Source organism: Crenothrix sp. (genome assembly GCF_043729335.1).
In the GTDB taxonomy this organism is placed as follows: Bacteria; Pseudomonadota; Gammaproteobacteria; order Methylococcales; family Methylomonadaceae; genus Crenothrix.
In genome coordinates, this window is record NZ_JAYTLQ010000010.1 from 116,434 (window position 1) to 139,850 (window position 23,417).

Sequence of the window (23,417 nt, forward strand, 5' to 3'; positions counted from 1 at the left end):
TTTGCCTGTTTTCTAGGTTTTTGGGTAATATCAGCAAAATTATACAACACAACGCGTGTTTTAATGGGGAGAGAGTCGTTTGCAAACAAATTGGCCTAAAGAACATAACACAGTGAGTCGGCCTTTCGTTACCGTTCTCGATAAAATGATTGTTTTGGATGTGTTAAAGACGCTACTGTCGGTTTGGTCAGTGATTGTAGTGATTATTGTCAGCCGGGCCTTCATCAGAATTTTGGATAAAGCGGTTGAAGGCCAGGTTTCTAATGAAACATTGCTCACTATGTTGGCGCTTAAAACCGTGATTACTAGCATTGAGTTATTACCCGCAGCGGTTTTTATGGCGGTATTAATGGTGTTGGGGCGTATGTACAAGGAACATGAAATGGCGGCTGTGGCTTCGGCAGGTGGCGGTTCAGGAACCATTTATCGAGCCCTGTTTTTGTTGATATTGCCCCTGAGTTTACTGACAGTGGGTTTGTCACTGGTGGTGTCGCCGTGGGCTGAAGCAGGTATGGAAAAATTGTTGCACAGGGATAAACAATCAGCGGATATTCGTGGCATTTCCGCTGGCAAATTCAGTGAGTACAGTCATGGCGATTTGGTTTTTTATGTTGAACATATCGATGCCAATAAAAAAATGCACAAGGTGTTTGTTCAACAAAAAAGCAAGGGGTATTTAGGTATTATTAATGCCGAGGCAGGACGGTTGGTTGACTTACCCACGGGACGCTACATGATTTTTGAACACGGTGAGCGCGTACAGGGTTTTCCGGGCAAATTAGATTACGTTATTGAGAGCTTTGATGAATATGCCGTGCAAATAGAGGAAAAAAGCAGTTTGCTGGATTTTCCCCGTGAAGCGATGACTAGCGGGGATTTATGGCGCTCCATGGCATCCGCTGATATCGCTGAATTACAACGCCGTTGTTTTATCCCGTTAAGCATCTTGTTACTGACTTTTTTGGCTGTGCCGCTGGCGCAGGTTTCGCCACGCGGTGGTATTTATGGCAATATCGCCATCGGTTTTTTAATTTACTTTACCTATGGCAATTTGGTGCGCGTCAGTCAGGCCTGGGTGACGAATGGCACTATTACAGGCGCTGTGGGCGCTGTGGGTGTAAATGGTTTATTTTTAATAGTAGGCGGGATTTTATTGGCAAGACTCTATGGTTGGCCGTGGCTTATGCTGAAATTTAGTCATAAGGTTGGCAGATGAAGGTATTAACCTACTATATTGTTAAAGAAATCCTCAAAGGCTCTTTTGTGGCCTTGTTGTGCTTGTTAACGCTGTTTAATCTATTTACTTTCAGCGATGAATTAGGCGATCTTGGTAAGGGTCAATACGGGCTAAAAGAGATTGTTTACTACGTTAGTTTAACGTCGCCTACGGTTTTTTATGAATTGATACCGGCATCGGCATTATTAGGCAGTCTTTTTATATTGGGTAACATGGCCAATAACCGTGAGCTTATTGCCATGCAATCGGCGGGATTATCAGTTTTTGGTATTGTAAAATCTGCTTTGCTGGCAGGTGCTGTATTGGTGGTGATTGCTTTTTTGGTGGGTGAGTTTATTGCACCACTGGGCGAGCGTATGGGGCAAAAGATTAAGTTAACTTCGCAAAATCAAAAATCTATCATGCACTCGCGCTATGGATTGTGGATACGGGAAGGCAATCAATTTATTAATGTTAGGCGTATACAAGAGGACGGTAAGCTTGCCGTTATCAATATGTACGAGATAGATGAACAACGCCACCTACGTCGCCTGGTTTCTGCCAAACAGGCCACTTTTTTGGGCAAACACCAATGGAAGTTGGAAGGCATTCTGGAATCTGAAGTATCCATCCAGCAAATGCACAGCCGTAAACAAAAGCAACGGATTTGGAAATCATCGATTGATCCGCAGCTGTTTAAAATGGTTACGGTAAACCCCAATAACCTATCGCTTTATGATTTGGCCATGTATGTTGATTTTTTGAAAGAGAATCACCAAAAATCGCAGACTTTTGAGCTGGCTTTTTGGGGGCGGGTTGTTAATCCATTGGTTACGTTTGTGATGTTACTGGTGTCTGTGCCGTTTGTAATAGGTATTAAACGCGGGGTCAGTGTAGGTAGCCGAATACTAATTGGTGTGGTTATTGGCATGGGCTTTAATATCATTGATAAAATTGCCAGCCATTACGGCTTAATTTATGAGCTTAACGCGCCCTGGGTGGCAATCCTGCCAAGCCTGTTAATACTGATTGTGACATTATTTGCAATAAGGAAAGCCTATTAAAGTCGACAATAGTGGTTTGTGTTTTTGGTGGCTGTGCAAAGGCATGCCCTGTGTTCAGTAGATTTTGCCGCTATTGCAAATACAATTGTGGATATTATTTGACATAACTCTGTAACATTAGGATTAAATTGATAGTTTTTGTTGTAAATATCCTGAAAAACCATAAAATAGTCGGCGATTGCGAGGACGTAAATCACCTGATTTCAACAGGGATTAATTTTTAGTCCACAATTAATAATGTGTTACTATTTGGTGTTAGTCCTAGTGTTTTTCGGGGCAATATCAGGTCTTATAAACTTAATAAAATTAGGGTATATTTATGAAAAATAAAGAAATTATAGCAGTAAGCCTGGTTAGTTTAGCCCTGTTGGCAGGTTGTGGTGCTGAAGATCAAGGCACGCCGCCCGCCAATGATAGACATGCTGTACCAAAAGAATCCAAAGCCAGTTCTATCATCGATTCTGTTAAATCCACAACTGACGCTGCTGTTAATGCGACTAAAGATGCCACAAACTCCGCAGTTGAAGGTGCAGAAAATGCAGGCGCAGTTGTTGTTGATACCGCTAAAACAGCGGGTTCTGTTGCCACCGACGCTGCTGGAAAAGCGGCAGACGGCGCAGCCGCAGTAGGTTCAGCGGCTGTTGATGGCGCTAAAGCGGCAGGTGAAGTTGCAACCGATGCTGCCGGTAAAGTTGCAGAAGGTGCTGCTAACGCAGGTTCTGCTGCGGTTGATGGTGCTAAAGCGGCGGGTGCTGTAGCAACCGATGCTGCCGGTAAAGTGGCAGAAGGTGCTGCTAACGCAGGTTCAGCGGCTGTTGATGGTGCTAAAGCGGCGGGTGCTGCTGCAACGGATGCGGCGGGTAAAGTCGCAGAAGGTGCATCTGCTGCGGGTTCTGCTGCCATTGATAGTGCTAAAGCTGTAACTAAAGACGCAAAAGAGGCTGGTAATAAAGTCTTAACTCACTAAAAGCGCTGAAAATCAGTTACTGATTTTTTAATTCGCTCGATCAGGCATTGATACTTAGTGTCGATGCCTGACGCTCCTCGTAAGCCAACTTAATTCATGCCTTTGTTGTATTTAATGAATGTGTCTTATCTTATCCAGAGTTTAGCGGTGAATTAGGCTTAATGAAAATATTGGCATTTTGATGAGATACATTATGCCCGAGCTCATAAATAAATAGTCCATATCACCCCTTTTGCTTTACCATCGCTCTCTTTTTATCATTTTTTTCTACAAAAGTTCATGATGCCCGTTAGGCATGGAGTGCTATCTGCCATTAAAATGAGTCGTAAGAATAATCAATTTTCAGTTAGTTAGGGAGTGGAACATCGTGTCAGTTCTAAAATTTAACAATAAACACCCAAGAATCGGCAATTCAGTTTACATAGATGACAGTGCGGTTGTTATTGGTGATGTCAGCATTGGCGATGATGTATCAATATGGCCGACCTCGGTCATAAGAGGCGATGTTGAAAGTATTACTATCGGTGCAGGCACAAATATTCAAGACGGTTCTGTGCTACATGTTTCCCATGCAACGCCTTTTTCAGAAAAAAGTTACCCGCTGGTTATCGGCAAAGGCGTTACTATTGGGCACCGAGCGGTTGTTCATGCCTGTACTATTGGCGATTACTGCCTAGTTGGCATGGGATCCATCATTATGGATGACGCTGTCATAGAAGATTACGTTATGTTAGGCGCAGGATCTTTAGTGCCATCTGGAAAAAAACTGGAAACAGGGCATCTTTACGTAGGGGCTCCGGCTAGGCGCATAAGACCTTTGAAGGATTCTGAACGCGAGTTTTTGGAATATTCTTATCAGCATTACATCCAGCTAAAAAATCAGTACTTGTAATATTTGGCTATTCACTTAAGGCGGGGCACTCAATAAGGCACACCGTTCTGCCTGAGCTTGTCGAAGGGTGTACGGTGTGCCGCACATGGTTCGACAAGCTCACCACGAGCGGCACACCTTCACCTGTCCCGCCTTAAGTTGGGAGCCTAATATTTTATAGCCCGCGCTGTGAATTCATGAGTGTAATTACGCTTTGCGTCGCGGGTGTTACTTTACGCCAAATATAAAAAGCCGCAGCGGCTTGCTCCACTAACATTCCTAAGCCATCCAGGCTTTTTAACGCGTTGTTTGCTAATCCCCAGCGTACGAAAGTCGTGGATTGATTGCTGTAAGCAAGGTCATAACAATACCCGTTTTTTGCCAACAAATTTTCTGGTAAAGGCGGCAATTCTCCACTTAAGCTGGTTGATGTGGCATTGATAATTAAATCAAATTGCTGAGTAAGCAAATCATCGAATCCACAACCGGAAATCGGACCCAGATGTCCAAAAACTTGCGCTAGTTCAACAGCTTTATCAACAGTGCGATTAGCAATTACAAGCCGTTGTGGTGATTGCTCTAAAATAGGCTCAATGATGCCTCGGCTAGCCCCACCTGCGCCTAAAATTAAAATACTACGCTCTTTTAGCGTAATACCGTGATTGTGTATTAAGTCGGTCACTAATCCGATGCCATCAGTATTATCACCCAGAACAGAACCGTCAGCTTGCAACGCGAGTGTATTCACTGCTCCACTTCTCTGCGCCCGTGGGGTTTTATGATCAGCATAGTGCCATGCCAATTCTTTTAGCGGGATAGTGCAGTTAAGACCTTTGCCGCCCTCTGTAAAAAAAGTGTTAGCAGCTGTCGCAAATTGTGCGGCGGGTACGCGTTCAGCAGTATATTGCAGTGATTGCCCGGTTTGTTCGGCAAATAACTGATGGATTTTTGGCGATTTGCTGTGGCCAATCGGGTCGCCGAAAACGGCATATCTGTCGAGGATTATCATTCCTTCAGCCACTGAGCCACCGATTTGGCAAAGTAAGTCAAGATAGCATCACTGCCCGCACGTTTAAAAGCCATGAGTGATTCCATAACCACCTGTTTTTCATCAAGCCATCCATTTAGACTCGCCGCTTTTATCATGGCATATTCGCCGCTGACCTGATAGGCAAAGGTAGGTACGCCAAACTCTTGCTTAACCCGATAAATAATATCTAAATACGGCATGCCTGGCTTAACCATCACCATATCTGCACCTTCTTGCAGATCCAGTGCGATTTCTCGTAGGGCTTCATCGGAATTGGCAGGATCCATTTGATAGTTGTGCTTATTGCCTTTACCCAGGTTACCGGAAGACCCTACTGCATCCCTGAACGGGCCATAAAAACTGGAGGCATATTTAGCCGAATAAGCCAATATGCGGGTATTAATATGATTATTGGCCTCTAATGCCTGCCGGATTGCACCGATACGGCCATCCATCATGTCAGAAGGTGCCACAATATCAGCACCCGCTTGTGCATGCGATAAGGCTTGTTTGACCAGCACGGCGATGGTTTCATCATTAACGACATAACCTTGCGCATTAACAAGGCCATCTTGGCCATGCGAGGTGAATGGATCAAGCGCAATATCCGTAATAATACCCAATTCGGGCAGGGCTTTTTTTAACGCGCGTACACTGCGCTGAATTAGCCCATCTGGGTTGTAGGCTTCAGCAGCGTTATCTGATTTTTTATCGGCAGCAATGACCGGAAACAGTGCAATAGCAGGAATGCCTAAATTGAAAAGCAACTGAGCCTCCTCTAGCAGCAAGTCCAAAGATAAGCGTTCTACATCTGGCATGGAGGTAATGAACTCTCGCTGCCCGCAACCTTCCGTCACAAATAAAGGATAAATCAGGTCATCAGCCGTGAGCTGGTTTTCCCGCATCAAACGCCTAGAAAAGTCGTTGTAACGCATTCGTCTCATGCGTGTATAGGGGAATTTAATGTTATTATAAGACATCTTGTCTATACTCATTAGCTTAGGAATATCGGCGTTACACACCTGGATAAACCGATGTGTTAGTAGGTTCATTGTATCAGGGAATAAACGTTCTGATATTTCAAATTTGTCAGATTATTAGAGGTTTTTATGAAGGTTAAACGCTTTACACAACTCAGTTTATTGGTCATGTTACTGGGATTTTTGCCAATTTCTCACTCCGTTGCGGCTGAGTTGGCAGCGCCTCAGGTGGCCATAGAAAACGCATCTACAAAATTACAGCAAAAATTACAGGATAAAGCCTTCACCAAAGACTTTGTCAAAATCACCGAGTTTGTTAATGATGTTATTTATCCGCACACGGATTTTAATTTGATTTCCTCCCTGGTCCTGGGCAAGCTTTGGAAAGGCGCAAGCCCTGATGAGCAGGCACGATTTAAGCAAGAATTTCAAACTTTACTGGTAAGAACCTATTCCAGGGCATTTGTAGAATTTAAAGATTGGACCGTGCGCTTTTTACCGCTACAAATGGAACCTGGCGCCACCAAGGTCATTGTAAAAACTGAAGTGATTCAGCCGGGCATTCAGCCTATCGGCGTTAATTACCGTATGGTGCTGAGTAATGGCGCATGGAAAGCCTATGACATTATGATTGAAGGCGTAAGTTTGGTAACCAACTACCGCACAACGTTTGCGAATGAAGTGCAAACTAAAGGCTCGTTAAACGCGGTTATTGAAAATTTGGTCAAACGTAATTCGGATGCATTAATTGCCAAAAAATAACTACCCAGTAGGTTTTTCGGTTAGCCATCATCCTAAAGGAATCTGATCTGTTACCGACACTGATTGCAAAGTATTCGACGCTGTACGATATTTTGTCGAACATAAAAGCAGATGCTTGGGCAACTGTATTACCCAAGCAACTCGACCAGGCATTTGATAGTAGTAAACAGGGTGATTTGGCCGGTTGGTTTGATAGCATCCAGGCTCTGCCTACTGTTACTAGCAGCCTGCACAGACTGTTAGATAGCGATGCCATAACTATAGGCGCTGCGGCAGAAATAAGTCTGATGCAGCGTCAGCAATTGCAAGAAAACCTCAAAAGTTTACATCCGTGGCGCAAAGGCCCTTATGACCTATCCGGAATTTATATTGATACTGAATGGCGCTCTGATTGGAAGTGGAACCGATTAAAGGATCATATCTCGCCTTTAAAACAGCGCACCGTTTTGGATATAGGTTGCGGCAATGGCTATCATTGTTGGCGTATGCTCGGTGCAGGTGCTAAAGCGGTAATTGGTGTTGATCCGATGCTGCTTAATGTCATGCAGTTTTTAGCGGTTAAAAAGCTGTATGGGGAAGCGCCCATTCACGTATTGCCTCTGGGTATAGAGCATATTCCTACTGGTTTAAAGGCATTTGATACCGTGTTTTCCATGGGGGTGCTGTATCACCGGCGCTCGCCTATCGATCACTTGTTGGAATTAAGAGATACCTTACAATCTGGCGGCGAACTAATTCTAGAGACTCTGGTGATAGATGGCAAGTTGGGCGAGGTGTTATTGCCGGAAGATCGGTATGCCAAAATGCGTAACGTATGGTTTTTACCCAGTTGCGCCACTTTGGAAAGCTGGTTAAAACGCTGTGGTTTTAACAATATTCGCTTGATTGATGTGACGACGACTAGCGTTGAAGAGCAGCGTAGCACTGATTGGATGCGTTTTCATTCGTTACAGGATTTTCTTGCTCCTGAAAACCCACAGCTGACCGGCGAAGGCTTGCCCGCACCCAAACGGGCTATTTTTATTGCTAATGCCCAGTAGATAGGCAAATCTTTGCGTCTCTACTGGGAGCATGCGTTTTACATGTGATATGCAGTTTCACCGTGTTCATTAATATCAAGGCCTTCGCGCTCAACATCTTCACTGACGCGCAGGCCAATCAGCACATCAACCAGCTTGAAAGCAATAAAAGACACCACACCTGACCAGATGATGCAAATCAGTACGCCCCACAACTGGCTACCTAATTGCCCCAGCATATTGTATTCAGCAACACCATTGGCGACATAATCCCAAACGCCTGTACCGCCTAATGCGGGGCTAGCTACTACGGCTGTTCCCAGCGCACCAATCATACCGCCTACACCATGCACACCAAAGGCATCCAGAGAATCATCGTAGCCGAGTTTGGCTTTTAAAAAGGTCACCGACCAAAAACAGACTGCACCGACGAATAGACCTAGAAAAATAGCGCCCATAGGGCCTGACCAGCCACATGCGGGGGTAATTGCAACCAAACCGGCAACAGCACCGGAAGCGCCACCCAACATACTGGGTTTACCGCGAATTAACCATTCTGCGCCAACCCATGACAGCGTTGCTGCAGCACTAGCTAACAAGGTGTTGATAAAGACTAACGCTGCCAGGCCATTGGCTTCCAGGTTAGAGCCCACGTTAAAACCAAACCAGCCGACCCACAATAATGATGCACCAATCATGGTCATGGTTACACTGTGTGGTGCCAGTGATTCTTTTTTAAAACCGATACGTTTGCCCACCATAATACAGCCGATTAAACCCGCGATACCGGCATTAATATGCACTACTGTACCGCCAGCAAAATCCAATGCACCTTTTTGGAACAAAAACCCTGCGGTAGCACCAGCGGCTTCTGCAGCAGCAGCATCTGTATAGGCATCAGGGCCCGTCCAATACCAAACCATGTGAGCCATAGGTAAATACGCAAAACTAAACCACAGCAACATAAACAGTAAAATGGCTGAAAATTTCACCCGTTCAGCAAATGCACCAATAATGAGCGCTGGGGTAATGCCGGCAAACGTTAACTGGAAAGCCACATAAATAAACTCTGGAATATAAACTCCTTTGCTGAAGGTTGCTGCCATTGAATCGGGGGTGATGCCTTTAAGGAATAGTTTGCTAAAGCTACCAAAAAAAGCATTGCCTTCAGTAAAAGCAACGCTGTAGCCGTAGATTGCCCACAATATCGACATCATTGCGAAAATGACAAACACCTGCATTAAGATAGACAGCATGTTTTTGGCGCGTACCATGCCGCCGTAAAACAAGGCCAAACCGGGGATTACCATCAAGATAACCAGTACGGTTGCGACTATCATCCAGGCGGTATCACCTTTATTGATAGTGGGTACAACAGGTTCCGCATAAGCAAAACTCGCACAAGCTAATAGCGCCAAACAGGTGAAGATTTTTAATAATGATTTCATAGTGCCTCCTTTACAGTGCTTCTTCGCCAGTTTCACCGGTACGAATCCGGATAACTTGCTCCAAGTCAGTTACAAAAATTTTACCGTCACCAATTTTACCGGTGTTGGCTGCTTTAGTAATAGCGACAATGACTTGCTCAGCCAAGCTGTCGGCGACAGCGACTTCTATTTTTGCTTTCGGTAGAAAATCAACAACATACTCAGCGCCGCGATACAGCTCGGTATGGCCTTTTTGACGGCCGAAGCCTTTAACTTCAGTGACTGTTACGCCGGATACCCCAAGATCGGAGAGTGCTTCGCGCACATCATCGAGTTTAAAGGGCTTAACAATGGCAGTTATCAGTTTCATACATGCTCCTTAATCAAGTTAACAATCTGAGAACCCAAAATGCTTTTTCTTGTGGAAGCCGCAGTGTGTATTTGTAAATATGGATTCACTTAAATCAGTTACAGCACATAGTGTGCCAATTGAAAATAAGTGATTAAAACTCAAGGATTAGGCTAAGCGGGAAAATGATTTTTACATCTAGCGCACCAGATTGGTGCTGACAATATTTTTTTGGTAATTATTGGTGCAAAGCAGATTTAATAGTGAGCTAAGGGCTGGCAAAATAATTATCAAAAAAAATGCGCCCGAAGGCGCATTGTAAACGAGGGAGATTGTTGCTTCAGGTGGGTTTTAAAATGCTAAAGTCATATCGGTTGAAAACAAGAACTGATTATCTTGGTTACCACCATCAAAAGGCTGAGAGCCTGCGGGTGCATTGCTATCAACCCAGTCATAACGCACGTTGGGGCGTACATTTAGCCATTTTACGGGTTTCCAGGTTACACCCGCTGTAACCGCATAAAACGAACCTGGAGCACAGCGGGCAGCAGTACGGCCAGGCGCGCAGACGCGGAAGCCGTTTTGATCACGGAACCATTCACCACGGATACCGGCGGTCAGATCATCTCTTACATCGTAAGTTAAATGGCTTAATACACCATACCATTCTGCATCGGGTGCAGTTGAATAAGCTGGATTAATGCCGTCAGCAAAACCATGATCGTGTTGCAATACAAAGTGCATTTTATCGGTAAAATTATGTTTTAAGACTGCGCTGTACATAGCCCAAGCGTCATCAGTTTGTTCTGATCTTGCACCATAAGTACCGCTCATATTTAACGATGTTGCTTTGCTATTGCTGGTCCAGGTTGCACCCATCAAGCCAGACCAGTTACCCAGTTGTTGATCCCAGCTACCATCCCAACCGCCGGTTGCGCTGCCGGTTACTGCGCCACCCATAACCGCCCAGTTTTTATCGATAGTGTAGTTAGCCATAATACCGGTATGGGTAAACGGTTCGCCATACTGCATGGTATAGGCATGGGTGTAGAAGAAATTATCGGGCGCAGGAACGGTTTCGTAGCCAATCGGTGTGTAAAAGTGACCGGCCTTAACATTTAAGCCATTGCCTATTGGAATATAAGCTTCCAAATACGCTTGGGGAATGGCGAAACCATAAAAACGACTGTTAGATGTAATATCTAAATCCCAAGTGCCACGGTCTAATGGTCTTGTGCCGGGTGCAAAACCTAACTCATTGCCAGGTACGCCATAGGCTTGTGTAAACACAGCATCCGAGCCATACATTACATCAAAACGACCACCAAGATCCCATGAGCTGCCTTCGCTAGCCACTGCACGTTGTAAAAACAGGTTTAATTGGTTGACTTGTGGCTCAGCGGAACGATCCCCAAAAGTGACAGGGCCATTGAATCTGTCGCCTGGATCGGTAGCGTTGTAAGTGATGCCGCTATTTAACCAACCGCCAATTTTCAGGTGGTTGTTTTTCATAAATGAAGCTTCGTTGGGGTCGCCCATGGCTTCAAGTAAAGTGTTGGCTTCTGTCAATGGTTTGGCCACAGCATGGGCATTTGCTGCGTTTAAGCTGCAAAGTGCGGCTATGGTCAAAGCTAAGGGTTTAATAGGGAAATAAAAATGGTTAGGCGGCTTATTCATGATGGTTCCTCATAATAATTTTTCTAAAAAACGATACTGTCTTTAAAAAGTTTAGCACACAATATGCCAGTTGTATAAATGCTAATTTTATTGGGTTTAAGCAACAAGTTCATAAATCATGTTGTACTAAAGTGGTGCAGTTGCGACATTTTTTGCACCACTATGGTATTTCAGTAAGCTATTAAGCTGGTCTTTTACTTGGCGAGTACCTGCGTATATTGGTTTTGGGCTATGGTATTTTCGATGAGCTGGTTGGTTTTTAAAACAGCAACTGGCGAATCTATATTAATGATAAGCACATGTTGTTAAGGCGCATCAAAAGGCCGCTGGAGACATTTATGGCAAACAGCGTCATGCAGAGCAAGCAGTTGCTTTAGCTTGTCTGGAAGGTAGATTGATTAATTAATGCTTCAGAGGCTAATGGGGTTTGCTGATTTTATCAGTTGTTCCAGAAAAGCCGCCAGTCCTGCAATTATCGCATTTTCGTTATCGAGAGAATAGCGAGGGTAATACGACTTAAAGCAGTAGAGTTGCGCTAATCCAGCCAATGGATGGCGCAAAAACTATAGCCTTGCTTAGTTTAAATAAGGGTTAGCCAATATACAGATTTTGCCCTTATAGATGCGTTTTATTACACGCTAAAAAGATTAGTTTTCAATAAATCGGTATAATAAATTATGTGCATGCCGTTTGCTAACTGATATGTTTTTTTATGTAAGACTTTGTTTGTACTGTATCTTTATCTTTTTTTCTCAATGTATTTTTTGAGCCTCAAGTTGTAGAGTAGCCTTTTTACTGTTAGGTATTATGTCTGAAAATTATTTGTTTGATCGTGATTATTCCGTTGAAGCGTTAAAGATTCCCCCAAATTCCATCCAAGCTGAGCAATCGGTTTTGGGTGGTTTAATGCTGGATAACCAGACCTGGGACACTATTGCTGACAAAGTGGGCGAGGTTGATTTTTACCGTAAGGATCATCGGCTAATATTTAAGACCATTGAACAGTTGGCCGAAAAGCAAATTCCGTTTGATGTCATCACCATTTCGGAAGCTCTTGAAGTTATCGGTGAGCTGACTAATGCGGGCGGCTTGTCTTATTTAGGCATGTTGGCTAAAGATACCCCCAGTGCCGCCAATATTGTCAATTATGCCAATATTGTCCGAGATCGTTCAGTATTGAGGCAGTTAATTCATGTGGGGACACAAATTGCTGATTCGGCATTTAATACCGAAGGCCGAGAAACCTCAGAATTATTAGAGTGTGCCGAGCGTGATGTGTTTAAAATCGCCGAACAAAGACAACGTGGCCAAGCGGGCGGATTTGCTTCGATTAAATCTTTACTGGCCAAAGCGGTCGATAAAATTGAAACCTTATATGGGCAAGATGGCAATATTACCGGCGCTGCGACCGGATTTACCGATTTTGACGAGCTGACTTCAGGATTGCAACCGGCTGATTTAATTATTGTGGCTGGTAGGCCTTCAATGGGAAAAACTACAATAGCCATGAATATGGCTGAGAATGTAGCCATTCGTAGTGGTAAACCCGTTGCCGTGTTCAGTATGGAAATGCCCGGTGATGCCCTGGCAATGCGCATGATGTCTTCTTTAGGACGGATAGATCAGCATAGAATCCGTACCGGTAAACTGGAGGATGACGAATGGCCGCGTTTGACCTCGGCGATCAATATATTGGCGGAAACCAAGCTGTTTATTGATGATACCGCAGCGCTTACACCTACCGAAGTGCGTGCGCGTGCCCGGCGTTTAACGCGCGAGCATGGTCAGTTGGGATTAATTGTGCTGGATTATCTTCAGCTCATGCAGTCGCCTTCCAGTGGGGAAAATCGGGTGCAGCAAATTTCTGATATTTCGCGTGGCTTAAAGGCGCTGGCAAAAGAATTGCATGTGCCGGTGGTGGCACTTTCCCAGTTAAACCGTAATCTTGAACAACGTCCTAACAAGCGTCCGGTGATGTCGGACTTACGTGAATCCGGTGCGATTGAGCAAGATGCCGATTTGATTGTGTTTGTATACCGCGATGAAGTCTATAACGAAGATAGCCCAGACAAAGGCATCGCTGAAGTGATTATCGGTAAACAGCGTAATGGTCCATTGGGTACCGTCAGGCTGACATTTTTGGGACAATACACCCGTTTTGAAAATTTTGCCGGAACGTACAGTGGTAATGGAGATTATGAATGATTGTTGGCGCATATGCGGTGCTTAAGCTAGATGCAGTTCGTCATAATCTTGCTAAAGTCCGCATCTGTGCGCCTGCTGCTAAAATCATGGCGGTTATTAAAGCTAACGCTTATGGACATGGTTTATTGCGTATCGCCAAGACGTTAACAGATGTGGATGCGTTTGCTGTGGCCAGAGTCAATGAAGGGATTTGTTTGCGGGAGGCAGGCTGCACACACCCGATTACCGTGCTGGAAGGTTTTACTTTGCCCAATGAACTTGATGCAATATTGCACTATCAATTGGATACGGTAGTGCATTGTGTTGAACAATTGGTTGTTTTACAAAATAGACCTGAACAGGCTCAGTTATCGGTATGGTTAAAAATGGATACCGGCATGAATCGCTTGGGTTTTAAGGCAAGCACTTTTCCTGATGTGTATTCGGCGTTACAGCAGTGTGCACTTGTAAAGCAGCCCGTTGGCCTCATGACGCATCTTGCCAATGCCGATGATACTCATGATGACTTTACCGCAAGACAAATAGGTTTATTTAATGAAATTACCCGTGGATATGCCGCGCCCCGTAGCATTGCCAATTCAGCGGGATTGATGGCTTGGCCAGAAGCCTTGGCGGATTGGGTAAGGCCAGGGGTGATGTTATATGGTATTTCTCCCTTTTCTGATCGGGCAGGGCAATCCTTGGGATTGCAGCCGGTAATGAGTTTACATAGCCATTTGATCGCAGTAAAACCCATCGAAAAAGGTGAGACGCTAGGCTATGGCGGCAGCTGGCGCTGCGAAGAAGATACCCTTGTTGGTGTTGTCGCTATTGGCTATGGCGACGGTTATCCGCGCTATGCCAAGTCTGGTACGCCGGTATTGGTTAATGGCCAGCGTGCGCCATTGATTGGCCGGGTATCTATGGATATGATTACCGTTGATTTAGCCGGTCAGCCCCATGCTAAGCCTGGCGATCCAGTCCTGTTATGGGGAAATGAATTGCCTGTTGAAGAAATTGCCGATTGCGCCAATACCATACCCTATACCTTGGTATGCGGCATTACGCAACGGGTGCAATTTATTGATGCGTAGGTATTTTCTTTAAACTGTCGGTAAATCTTTTGTTATCCATCAGATTAATTGATGTGTGGCTGGTAATATTGCCGTCTTCATCAAAACTGACGCTGACATACTTTGATGCTTGATGTTCTATCAGCTTTGATATATCAACCTTATAATGTTCGGCCAGCTGTTTAGTTGAAACGTGGAAGGCTTGCGATCTTCTTTCGATATCTCTAAAACGGTAATAGTTATAGGCTACCCAGATAGCAAACGAAAGACCAAACAGAGTAAGCGCCTGCGCGAAAAAATATAATTCTTCGATAAACTTAGCATTATGCTTTAATTCAATAATTTGAAAATGTATTAAGTCAAAGCCTAAATACCAACCTAAAAAAGTGGATAGCGGTATCCATAAGTAAAACCACAATAGCCAGAAAATAAACGAGAAGAAACCCGAAGCAGAGCGTTGTTTTAGGTTTAATACCGACGGCGTATTAATTATTAATTCTTTCAATGGACCCCCCTATCTGGACTAGTCCAAATAGCACGTTTTGCTTTGCCTTTAGTAAAAAATGTTTTACGTATGGCGAGATATAAACCGGTAACCGCAACCCCTACGTTAACTGCCCAATAGACTAACGGATACCAAATAATCCAATAATATTCTTTGCCCATACCTTTTTCATAACGGGAATCAATGATCAAGCTTACCGCAAACTGAAGTAAGCACGTTATACCTAACAACATACCGCCCCATGTTGGGTACATGCCCGGAACCAAAACACCTTGGGGTAAAGTAAAAAATAGATCGATGACCCACAATATAAAAAACATCATCATGACATAAGCCCACAGTACACTGATGAGGTATTCAAGGTAAATCGGTGCCATGCGCCGGGATTTCCAGGTGGCTAATTTTTTACTGTGTTTAAGTAAAACTTCTGAGCCGCCCTGCGACCAGCGCTTACGCTGACTCCACAAGCCTTTTAAGGTTTCCGGCATTAAAATCCAGCACAAAGCACGGGGTTCGTAACGAATATCCCAATGGTCGAGTTGAAGTTTGCAGGTAATATCAATGTCTTCGGTGATCATATCGGTACTCCAGTAACCGACTCGATGTAATGCGGCTTTCCGAAAACCACAAACCACCCCTGATACGGTGAAAATACGACCATATATTTGCTGGCAACGTTTTATCAAACCGATAATCGCCGAAAACTCACCGACCTGAATTTTGCCAAGTAAGGTTGAGCGTGTTCTGATACGAGGGTTACCGGTTACAGCAGCCACACGAGACCCTGATGAAAAATGCTGCATAATAAGTTTGGTCGCACCCGCATCCAGCAAGGCATCACCATCAATACAGATCAAAAATTCATTTTTTGAAAACAAGGCGGCGGTATTTAACCCCATCGCTTTACCTTGATTTTGCTCCATGTTAATAACACGTACACGCTCGTGTTTTGTTGCCAAACTTAGCAAAACTTCCAGGGTGTTATCGGTGCTGCCGTCATTGATGGCAATAATTTCGAAATCAGGATAATCTTGCTGTAACAGGTATTCGACCGTTTCCTGGATATCGTAGCCTTCGTTGTGACAGGGTATAATAATGGAAACCGGTGGATATTCTGTGAGCTCCAACTCCTCGACTGAGTTGTTATTTTCTTTTCTTTCCCAACGGTAATAGTAAATGAGCCCCCCCATAATCCACAGATAGGCCATAAGCAGTGGATAATAGAAGGCGAAATCCATCAAAATTCTAAAAAAACTTTCAAGACTGGATGCGCCAGGGGCAGATATTTCATTCCATAATGCATTAAAATAACCTGCAAGTGTTTGCCATAACGCCATAACATAGCTAGACCATGTAGGTGTAAATGCGACATCAAAGACAGTTTCGTACAGGCTCATGTCTAATTACCGAATGGTAGAGATTGCAGTGTCATCATGGTTTTTAACATCGCCAGTGAAGGTTGATTGAGAAGGAAATTGTCAGGGTAATAGCCAAAATTAAGTGCATTTCGTCTTTGTAATAGCTCCATTTGTGTCGCAATTTCCCCATCTGGAATAGGTTGTCGCGTTTTCCAGTCTACGGCTTGTAATTCAAAAACAGTCTTTTTAAGCCCCTGGGGGTAAAGGGCTATCTTATCAATCAAGGCATTTAGCCATTCGCTTGGATTTTCCGCATTTTCCATTTGTGGCATGGCCATTACCGCAACGTAATCATAGTGTTGCAAAAAATCAGGTAATGATTGCGAAAGCCACGCACTACTGGCTGGATTTAAGGCTGCATTTGCGTACAGGTTACGTGCCGTTTTAATTTCTGGGCGATAATGCCGTACTTTTTCGGCCAAGTCCAAGGTGAAATCAGTGAGTGCAGCCACCTTTACACCGACTTGTTCTTCAGGCTTTAAGCCTTTGGTGTGCAGCTGTGCAGCTGGGCTGGCATCTTCAAAATCGGTTAACATGGCATCATCATGAAATAATACCCCGTAGAAGTGAGCGTTTTTGCCCAAATCTTCATAAATCTCGGTAATAAATTCACGCGCTTCCGGATGAAAAGGTGACAAGCGCTGATAGCTGTTTTGGCTCCGAACTACTTTGCCATCTTTTAATTCATGTACCCACCAGTCATCGGGCGCATCAATCGCAAATGCCAATACCGGCATCCACGCGTAGACGTTAACTTTGGAGCGGGTTTTTAATTGCCATGAGACACGGTTAAACAGATCGCTGCGCATGGGCAAATGGCGATTAGGAAAATACAGTGCATCAGCATTGCCATTGCCGTCAGGGTCGGCATAAGCCTGCAAGTAAACCGTGTTTATATGCAGTTTTTCAATACGATCCAGTAATTTGCCAAGATTGCGGTCAACTTGCAGCGGGTCGGGATCATAGATATAGTCAAGATCTACATGTGCAACGCGAATGGGATCGGGTTCATTAAAGTGCGTTAGCGTGTAGGCAAAATGATCCAGAGGCTTATTGTCTTCCATGAGATGTCGCTTGATGGCAATAAGATCGTAGGTGTTATTCATACCGTCTTGCAAACTCATGGTAACGTTAAAGCCATTATCGCGGGCAATGCCGATAGCTTCATGGCTGAAACTGCCATAAGGCCAAATCAAAGCACGCGGTCTTTTTCTCAAACGTTTATATAAGATATCAGCACTTTTTTCTAAATCGGCATCAATGCGTGCGCTGAATGCTCGATCGGATTCGTAGCTTTTAGTGGCAGGATTGTAAGCGCGCGTCGTTGCAGCAGGTTCGGAATTATTTTGTGGATTGCTTACGATGCCATGGTGCAAATCATCGGTATGCGATGCCATTTCGATAAGTCCGGAGTCGGACATTTCCCGCGCTTGCTCCCAGCTTATAAATTCCTCGCGTGGTTTTAATTGGTTACCATAATGTACCATTTGGCCTTTAGGCGTTTCCATCCAGCTAGTAACCAGCCCATAAACGGCTGGAAAATTGAACATTTTCAGCGTAGGGTAAATGCGGGTGTAAAAACTGGCATAGCCGTCATCAAAAGTCAGCAATAGCGCATTTTCGGGTAAAGGTTTTATGCCATCCCGCGCATTCACTATATCTTGTATGCTGACAGGGTGAAAATTATGCGCTTTAATCCACGACAGTTGGCTAATCAGGTTGTCAACGCTGATTGTTGTAGGGTCGTCATTCCAAGTGTCTCTAACATCGTGATAGCAAAGAGAAATAAAAGTATCCTGATAAGCGCAGGCTGCAGAACTAGAGAGCAGTGACAATACGAAAGCGATTGTTTTAAACATGTCAGAATCTTATATCGGTGTTCAGGTAAAAAATCCAATTTCGGGTAGGAATGCCATCGTAAGCGGTCCACGCATGACTTGCCCCGTAGGTGAGTTCAAAGCGATCTCGGGTTTTCCAGCGATGTTCGTACTGTATATTGCCAGTCACATTCGATCCAAAGTCCTCCTGCCAATAGTTGCCGACCGACAGCGCTAGTCTCTGGTAGAAAGTGGTATCGTAATAACGGTAGGTGAGATAGTCATTGTCCAGAGTGAGCGAAACGGTTGTATCACTTTTTGGGTTAAAGTAAGGATAAGTATTAGTGATAGTATTGTGATTGGTATTGGCTGAGTAGCCGCCAGAAAGGAAAGTTCCGAACTTGTAGCGTGGGCCGCTGTACCATCTCTCAAAATAAGTGCCACTCACTGCAAAACGGTCGTTATCACCATAATGGACAGTCGGTGTGATTTTATCATCGCCTTCAGAATAGGCGCTGTGAAAGGCGGCTAAGTCAAATTGTCGGGACTCATGAACTCTATAGGTTAATTGCAGTTTTTCAGTGGAGGCTCTAATACCATTAGCCAAGGCGCGTAATGAAATATTGTTATCGAGGCTATCAAACCCTGCAAACAACTGCCAATGATCATTAAATTCATAATTCACTCCTAAATTTATTCCTACACCTGTTTTGGTGTAGATATCATAATGTAATTCGGAGGTTGCTAATATATTTCTGGCCGAATATTCCACACCTAAGCCATAGGTTTGGATATAGCCACGTAAATCTTGGGGGTTAGGTTCAGCTACCGTTATTTGTCTTGGAAAGAGAGCCGTGCCCCAACCTTGATGAGCGAAAATTCGATAATTATAATCCAGAGGCGGAGTGTACAAATAATTGTCCAAACGAATGTCTTCACTACCTTTAGGATTATTATTAGCGTTTGTTAGGTCGCTGGTACTCAGTCCGCCGCTATTAAACGATTTAAATTCCCAGTCGTTGTGTATGTTCCACAAACGCACCTGTTTTTGAACGCCTTTATCTTCAGGATAATCGTGTGCAAGCTTCACAACTTCTTTTTCTGTTTTTCGATATTCCTTTAAGTCGCGCATGACTTCTGCATGACCCACTTTAAGACCCAAATGTTTGGGTGCCATATTTTGGGCCATATCAAAATGCTTTTCAGCTTTACGCGGCCAACCGCGGAAATAGTAAGTGCGTGCTAAATCGTGGCGTATGTCGGGGTTGAAAGAACCTCGGCTGTATAAATCTTCAATTTTGTCAGAAGCCTCATCCAGCTTATCCGCATACGCGCTCATATCGGCAGCTGTTAATTCAGTACTGGTTTTTTTAGGATTGCCCCGTGTATATGCGGGGCCATCGGGAGGCACAAAACGCAATTTTTCAGGTTGTTCTTTAGCCAGTTGTTTGGCAAGTTTATCTGCGTCATCAAATTGTTCTGCTTCCAGGTATGCGTAAACTAGAGATGATCTGGCATTAAAGTCTTTAGGGGACTCTTTAATAATGGACAGATACAGATCGCGGGCTTTTTCAGGTTGTTCTAAATATAAATAAGCATCGGCGGCGGCTGATCGTGCGTAGGCGGGGACAATGACTTTATGTTGTTGCAGAGCGTCATATTCGTTAATAACATCCTGCATCCTAATTCTATGGCGTAGGGCGACCATGCGGTCAATATGTGCTCTTTGATTCCACACTTCAGGCTCTTTAAGCTGGAGTGTTTTAATAGAGGCAATATTATCATCAACCGCTTTAATAGCGTCATCCGTTTCATCAAAACGGTGTTCGTCTTCTAGTGGGGATATTTCGCCCCATCTGATTTTGGTAGCCGCAACATCCCAGTTAAAGTGAGCCCACTCTTCATCAGAAAACAATTCCCTGTTAGCCTGAGCTTTTTCGTAAGCTATAGGAATGGCGCCCGCAGCGATTAAGTCAAAAACAATCCCTCGTGTGGCTTCTGTATTGCTAGGCTGAAGGGTAAGGATTTTTTCATAATATTTAATGGCCGTCAAAAATTGCATTTTGACTTCGTAGCCATAGGCCAATGCTAGTAATACATCAATATTTTGGGGGTATGATCGTTCCAGCCTCTTTAATAAGTTGATGGCGGGGTCGGTTTTTTTTTGGTCGATTTGGACAAGCGCCAAGCCGAGCTGTGATTCGATGCGACCAGGCTCTGCTGCTACAGCACGTCGGTACAAGTATTCTGCCCGTTGAAAGTTTTTAAGATTGCGTGCGGATTTGGCGACGGCTTCAAGTACATAAACCGGAGCATAGTCGATGTTTATGTTCGCTTCTTGCTTGAGCACATCTGCGTCGCGTCCTGCCCAGGAAAGTATTTGGATGTAATCGTACTGATACTGGGTGGTTTCAGGATTGTTCTTTATCAACTGTTCAAGTTTTTTTAGTGCTTGTGCTGTGTCGCCTGAGCGTGCCTTTTGCAAAGCCTGTTGGTATTGTTCGTCGGACGTGGTGTCACTAAACGCTAGAGGTATATGTAAACATATACTCATGAGAAGTATTTTGAATTTGACGGATTTTGACGCGGACAACCTTAGTCTATTCATAAAAAAATTATAAAAAATGCCCTTGTTATTTTGTGAATTTGGTCTAGCGACTCATGGCTTATGTTATGGCAAATCGCTTCAGCAATCAAACAAATATCATAAAAAAAGTAGTGATTAATCTATTTAAATCCTAGTGTTACTAGAGCATTTGCATGTTTTTACAGGGCAGTTGTTTTTAAGCTATTGAAATTATTGTTATTTGTTTTATTTTTTGTAAAATGGTACGGGTTCTGAAAAACGACAAATTGTTGCTTTTAACAGTTGTGCTGTGGGGTTTTTGTCGCAATATGTGGTTTTTTGATTAAGAGGGAATATCGAAATTATTCTAGTAAATACAATTTTTAATACAACTTCATGAAAATTATTTTCAACTCAGCTTTGATGTTAACAAACAGTCGTGATAGATTGTTGTAAAGTATTTTATGTTATTAAGCGGGTCAATCTCTAGTTTTAGGGTTTTTGGACTTACAGCGTTTTCTTATCAGTTGAATAGCATTAATTAGTAGTGGAATACAAACCTAGGTTCGTATTCCCTCGAATATAACTAATCGATATTGAAAACGCTGTAGGTTGTTCGGCAAGGGATTTTTTAAATAAGTTGTTGAGACTACGGTGCGCAACATTTTTAATTTTTCTATCCGCCATTGTTTTGCTAAAGGATGTTTAAGGTGAAAATGAAATTCAATAAACATGAGCAAGCGGTTATTAATGAACTCGGCCGTGATCAGTTGGAGGAGCAAGTTAATTCTGGAGGAAAAATAAAGTTAATGCCGTGGCATTGGTATTTGCTGTTGTTGATTATTTTTAGTCCGTTAGTTTTTTTTCTGATTAAATTTGGCGCCCATGTCCTAGCGGTGCGTGTGTCAGGCCAAATTGCTTTGCCTCAAGTTGAAATTAGAGCCAGCAAAGAGGGTTATGTAGATAAGATATCGGTTAAAACGGGGCAGCGTGTTAAAGCCGGTGAATTTTTATGTCAGCTTGAGCAGCCAGAATTGAAAAAAAAAGAAAGTCTGCTTAATTCTGAGTTGGATTACTTGCAGAATAATTCTGCGAACAAGGATATGAAAAATGCCTTTTCTGCGACACGGAGTAATCTGGACTTTGCCAGTAGACAAAAAACATATTTAAAAGAGAGGTTGGATCAAGTAATTGAGTTATTCAATCGGGGTGCGGCAGATCATGCAGAAGTTAAGTTAGCTACTTTTCAATATGATCAGGCCTCAGCGCATTTTATCGATTTGAATGCTGCAATGTTAAGAGCTAAAGATACTGGGTTGATGATGCGGTCGGCTATTCAAGGCCAGGAAAGCTTGCGCATTAAGGAGTTAGCCCTGGAAAGAAAAAAACTTGAGCTACAGACCAGGGCATTGTCAGTTTTTTCTCCTGTATCGGGTAGTGTGTCTGAGATTTTTGTTGTGGAAGGCAGCTATGTTTCTAGGGGTGATCTTGTTTTCACAATGACAAAAAATGAAAAAACATATGTTATGGTGTATTTGCCATCCGACTATATTAAATATACAAAAGTAGGGCAGTTGGCAAAAATTGTATTTGCTGATGGTGAAAGAGTGTCTGCAAAGGTAATGAGATCCTTTAAAGTGGCCAAATCAGAGGTGCTTAATAAAGTGGCTTTGCCCGATACTAAAAATAATTACATTTTGGTTCACCTGGAATTTACAGCAGCCATAAAACAAAAAACAATGGATGGCTTGCCGATTGATGTATTATTTTAAAGGGATGTTGGCGTTTTTTTAGCCATCATCACCAAAGTTAATTGCTCGATATGAGTTTAGAGTACAATCAATGATTAAGAGTCAAGTTGTGCAGAACTTACGGCTGAAGGACTTAATAGGGTAATCCTGGTTAAGTTGACGTTGGTGGGTATTACTAGTTTGGGCATGGATTTTTATTAGAAACACGCGCCTGTTGGTAAAGGCTGTAGTTTCTATGGCTCATGATTTTGAAGATTAAGTACGGGTGTAGTATTTTTTCTAATATAAAGTTTGCACTGGTCGTTGTATTTTATAAAAAAATTTTTTACTATGCTGGGTAATAGGGCAAATATATTAATTTTATAAGGTGGTGGGTAATGAATATAGTTGAAGGAAGATCTAATTTACGCAGATTATCAGTGCCTCGACGTACTGCACAAAGAGATGAAGGAGGAGATCGACGTCAGTGTGATCGTAGGCAGGAAGCTGAAGGTGTGGATAAAGTTGAAGAAAATGATCAGGATACTCAAAAAAAATATGTACGCGTTAGTGTTACGCCTGGAGAAAGGACTTTACTGCAAGATATGTATTTGATTGAGGACGAATAAAATGCATTTAGATTAGGATTCTAAAAAATAGTTCAAATAAAAATTGACAAGATCAAGAAACTGCATATAATAGGCGGACTGAGTTGATCGAAAGATTAGCCGCTCTTTAAAAACCTAGATCAAAATAATGTGT

General features: G+C 43.3%; 19 protein-coding genes. 10 read left to right on the forward strand and 9 right to left on the reverse strand.

Annotation, left to right across the window (positions count from 1 at the left end):
- Positions 1–79: 79 nt before the first annotated feature.
- The 4 genes from lptF (at position 80) to ACHZC4_RS03470 (ending at position 4,139) form a co-directional block, all read left to right on the forward strand.
- On the forward strand, positions 80–1,216 hold the full coding sequence (gene lptF, locus ACHZC4_RS03455) for an LPS export ABC transporter permease LptF (protein ID WP_394752391.1): 1,137 nt from the start codon (positions 80–82) through the stop codon (positions 1,214–1,216).
- Positions 1,213–2,280 (forward strand): LPS export ABC transporter permease LptG, encoded by a 1,068-nt coding sequence (lptG, locus tag ACHZC4_RS03460; protein WP_394752392.1) that lies wholly within the window; start codon positions 1,213–1,215, stop codon positions 2,278–2,280. The genes lptF and lptG overlap by 4 nt, the downstream gene beginning before the upstream one ends.
- Before the next feature lie 319 nt (positions 2,281–2,599).
- The gene (locus ACHZC4_RS03465; protein ID WP_394752393.1) at positions 2,600–3,247 is read left to right on the forward strand and encodes a hypothetical protein; all 648 of its coding nucleotides are present in this window, start codon (positions 2,600–2,602) and stop codon (positions 3,245–3,247) included.
- Positions 3,248–3,614: 367 nt separating this feature from the next.
- Positions 3,615–4,139 (forward strand): gamma carbonic anhydrase family protein, encoded by a 525-nt coding sequence (locus ACHZC4_RS03470; RefSeq protein WP_394752394.1) that lies wholly within the window; start codon positions 3,615–3,617, stop codon positions 4,137–4,139.
- Between the two features lie 154 nt (positions 4,140–4,293).
- Here ACHZC4_RS03470 and aroE read toward each other — a convergent pair whose 3' ends face one another.
- Together aroE and hemB are read right to left on the reverse strand one after the other, a co-directional pair.
- The gene (aroE, locus tag ACHZC4_RS03475) at positions 4,294–5,127 is read right to left on the reverse strand and encodes a shikimate dehydrogenase (RefSeq protein ID WP_394752395.1); all 834 of its coding nucleotides are present in this window, start codon (positions 5,125–5,127) and stop codon (positions 4,294–4,296) included.
- Entirely contained in the window at positions 5,124–6,128 is a 1,005-nt protein-coding gene (gene hemB / locus ACHZC4_RS03480; protein ID WP_394752409.1) for a porphobilinogen synthase, read from the reverse strand. Before hemB ends, aroE begins: the two co-directional genes overlap by 4 nt.
- Positions 6,129–6,257: 129 nt before the next feature.
- Here hemB and ACHZC4_RS03485 point away from each other — a divergent pair, with 129 nt between their 5' ends.
- Together ACHZC4_RS03485 and cmoB are read left to right on the forward strand one after the other, a co-directional pair.
- Positions 6,258–6,890: a phospholipid-binding protein MlaC gene (locus tag ACHZC4_RS03485; protein ID WP_394752396.1), complete on the forward strand. Its 633-nt coding sequence runs from the start codon at positions 6,258–6,260 to the stop codon at positions 6,888–6,890.
- A gap of 62 nt (positions 6,891–6,952) precedes the next feature.
- Positions 6,953–7,930, forward strand: a complete 978-nt coding sequence (gene cmoB / locus ACHZC4_RS03490) for a tRNA 5-methoxyuridine(34)/uridine 5-oxyacetic acid(34) synthase CmoB (protein WP_394752410.1) — start codon at positions 6,953–6,955, stop codon at positions 7,928–7,930.
- Positions 7,931–7,968: 38 nt separating this feature from the next.
- Here cmoB and ACHZC4_RS03495 read toward each other — a convergent pair whose 3' ends face one another.
- The 3 genes from ACHZC4_RS03495 to ACHZC4_RS03505 form a co-directional block, all read right to left on the reverse strand.
- Positions 7,969–9,357, reverse strand: coding sequence for an ammonium transporter (locus tag ACHZC4_RS03495; RefSeq protein ID WP_394752397.1), 1,389 nt, complete (start codon positions 9,355–9,357; stop codon positions 7,969–7,971).
- Positions 9,358–9,367: 10 nt separating this feature from the next.
- The gene (gene glnK / locus ACHZC4_RS03500; RefSeq protein WP_394752398.1) at positions 9,368–9,706 is read right to left on the reverse strand and encodes a P-II family nitrogen regulator; all 339 of its coding nucleotides are present in this window, start codon (positions 9,704–9,706) and stop codon (positions 9,368–9,370) included.
- A gap of 330 nt (positions 9,707–10,036) precedes the next feature.
- On the reverse strand, positions 10,037–11,362 hold the full coding sequence (locus ACHZC4_RS03505) for a porin (RefSeq protein WP_394752399.1): 1,326 nt from the start codon (positions 11,360–11,362) through the stop codon (positions 10,037–10,039).
- 807 nt (positions 11,363–12,169) lie between these two features.
- Between ACHZC4_RS03505 and dnaB the strand changes: the two genes are divergently transcribed.
- Both dnaB and alr read left to right on the forward strand, forming a co-directional pair.
- Complete coding sequence (gene dnaB, locus ACHZC4_RS03510; protein WP_394752400.1) at positions 12,170–13,567, forward strand: replicative DNA helicase; 1,398 nt, start codon at positions 12,170–12,172, stop codon at positions 13,565–13,567.
- The gene (alr, locus tag ACHZC4_RS03515; protein WP_394752401.1) at positions 13,564–14,640 is read left to right on the forward strand and encodes an alanine racemase; all 1,077 of its coding nucleotides are present in this window, start codon (positions 13,564–13,566) and stop codon (positions 14,638–14,640) included. The genes dnaB and alr overlap by 4 nt, the downstream gene beginning before the upstream one ends.
- Here alr and pgaD read toward each other — a convergent pair.
- The 4 genes from pgaD to pgaA are packed head-to-tail and all read right to left on the reverse strand — an operon-like array spanning position 14,627 to position 20,913.
- Entirely contained in the window at positions 14,627–15,124 is a 498-nt protein-coding gene (pgaD, locus tag ACHZC4_RS03520; RefSeq protein ID WP_394752402.1) for a poly-beta-1,6-N-acetyl-D-glucosamine biosynthesis protein PgaD, read from the reverse strand. The genes alr and pgaD overlap by 14 nt on opposite strands.
- Positions 15,121–16,521 (reverse strand): poly-beta-1,6-N-acetyl-D-glucosamine synthase, encoded by a 1,401-nt coding sequence (gene pgaC, locus ACHZC4_RS03525; RefSeq protein WP_394752403.1) that lies wholly within the window; start codon positions 16,519–16,521, stop codon positions 15,121–15,123. Before pgaC ends, pgaD begins: the two co-directional genes overlap by 4 nt.
- A 2-nt stretch (positions 16,522–16,523) precedes the next feature.
- A complete protein-coding gene (pgaB, locus tag ACHZC4_RS03530; protein ID WP_394752404.1) occupies positions 16,524–18,401 on the reverse strand; it encodes a poly-beta-1,6-N-acetyl-D-glucosamine N-deacetylase PgaB in 1,878 nt (625 codons plus the stop codon).
- 1 nt (position 18,402) lies between these two features.
- Positions 18,403–20,913, reverse strand: coding sequence for a poly-beta-1,6 N-acetyl-D-glucosamine export porin PgaA (pgaA, locus tag ACHZC4_RS03535; protein WP_394752405.1), 2,511 nt, complete (start codon positions 20,911–20,913; stop codon positions 18,403–18,405).
- An 848-nt stretch (positions 20,914–21,761) separates the two neighbouring features.
- Between pgaA and ACHZC4_RS03540 the strand changes: the two genes are divergently transcribed.
- Positions 21,762–22,697, forward strand: a complete 936-nt coding sequence (locus tag ACHZC4_RS03540; protein WP_394752406.1) for an HlyD family secretion protein — start codon at positions 21,762–21,764, stop codon at positions 22,695–22,697.
- Between the two features lie 356 nt (positions 22,698–23,053).
- A complete protein-coding gene (locus ACHZC4_RS03545; RefSeq protein WP_394752407.1) occupies positions 23,054–23,284 on the forward strand; it encodes a hypothetical protein in 231 nt (76 codons plus the stop codon).
- The last annotated feature ends 133 nt before the right edge of the window (positions 23,285–23,417 follow it).

Bases quoted from the DNA above. Each gene is read 5' to 3' on its own strand.
- lptG (WP_394752392.1), top strand. From the start codon at position 1,213: ATGAAGGTATTAACCTACTATATTGTTAAAGAAATCCTCAAAGGCTCT.
- ACHZC4_RS03465 (WP_394752393.1), top strand. From the start codon at position 2,600: ATGAAAAATAAAGAAATTATAGCAGTAAGCCTGGTTAGTTTAGCCCTG.
- aroE (WP_394752395.1), bottom strand. From the start codon at position 5,127: ATGATAATCCTCGACAGATATGCCGTTTTCGGCGACCCGATTGGCCAC.
- hemB (WP_394752409.1), bottom strand. From the start codon at position 6,128: ATGTCTTATAATAACATTAAATTCCCCTATACACGCATGAGACGAATG.
- ACHZC4_RS03485 (WP_394752396.1), top strand. From the start codon at position 6,258: ATGAAGGTTAAACGCTTTACACAACTCAGTTTATTGGTCATGTTACTG.
- ACHZC4_RS03495 (WP_394752397.1), bottom strand. From the start codon at position 9,357: ATGAAATCATTATTAAAAATCTTCACCTGTTTGGCGCTATTAGCTTGT.
- glnK (WP_394752398.1), bottom strand. From the start codon at position 9,706: ATGAAACTGATAACTGCCATTGTTAAGCCCTTTAAACTCGATGATGTG.
- ACHZC4_RS03505 (WP_394752399.1), bottom strand. From the start codon at position 11,362: ATGAATAAGCCGCCTAACCATTTTTATTTCCCTATTAAACCCTTAGCT.
- dnaB (WP_394752400.1), top strand. From the start codon at position 12,170: ATGTCTGAAAATTATTTGTTTGATCGTGATTATTCCGTTGAAGCGTTA.
- alr (WP_394752401.1), top strand. From the start codon at position 13,564: ATGATTGTTGGCGCATATGCGGTGCTTAAGCTAGATGCAGTTCGTCAT.
- pgaC (WP_394752403.1), bottom strand. From the start codon at position 16,521: ATGAGCCTGTACGAAACTGTCTTTGATGTCGCATTTACACCTACATGG.
- pgaB (WP_394752404.1), bottom strand. From the start codon at position 18,401: ATGTTTAAAACAATCGCTTTCGTATTGTCACTGCTCTCTAGTTCTGCA.
- pgaA (WP_394752405.1), bottom strand. From the start codon at position 20,913: ATGAGTATATGTTTACATATACCTCTAGCGTTTAGTGACACCACGTCC.
- ACHZC4_RS03545 (WP_394752407.1), top strand. From the start codon at position 23,054: ATGAATATAGTTGAAGGAAGATCTAATTTACGCAGATTATCAGTGCCT.